The 589-nt window shown below is 64.2% G+C and carries 1 protein-coding gene; it reads right to left on the bottom strand.

Annotated elements, in window-relative coordinates:
- The coding region (locus tag AC1DS3_RS39350; RefSeq protein ID WP_477129462.1) for a VOC family protein at positions 1–112 on the bottom strand (112 nt) is incomplete at its 3' end.
- Positions 113–589 lie beyond the last annotated feature (477 nt).

The following is a 589-nucleotide window of genomic DNA, read 5'->3' on the forward strand; positions in this document are numbered from 1 at the left end:
GTGCGCGGTAGACAGCGCCGACAGAACTGTCGGGGAACGTTTCCGCATAGAAGTTTGCGGCGTCAACGGCGCCACCTTCGTACCACAAACAGATCGTGTTCTTGCTGGTCATTTCGTATCTCCTGATGAGTTGACCACCGGCATCCGCCACCGCCAAGATAATCCAGTTGTCCGCATCGCGGGACCTTACCTTAGATCTGATGCCAAAAGTGACTGTTGAGGGAGAGAACGGCCGGCGCCGGCGCGGCGCCCCGGATGACAGCAACGGGTCGGGAGGAGGCGACCGCGAGGTGTGTGCCACGGGTCCTTCCCCGCCAGGAGCTGGCCTTGGCCGTGCCTTCGCGAGGGGCCGGTTCACACCGGTGAGCGGCTGTTCGATGGAGACCATCGGGCTGGACGGCGTCGTCAATCGAAGTGATTGGTCCCCGGCCGGCTAACGCGGAATGGATCAAGCTGCCGGCAGACACCCCGAGGCAGGATGCCAGGCACCGAAGTCCAGCGATGTTCGACATCACGGCAGGCGGCTGGCCTCGATGCGCGGGAACACCCGTGCCAGCGTGACGCCGCGCGCGGCCATGAACAGCAGCAG

This window comes from Cupriavidus sp. 01L46 (genome assembly GCF_056399905.1).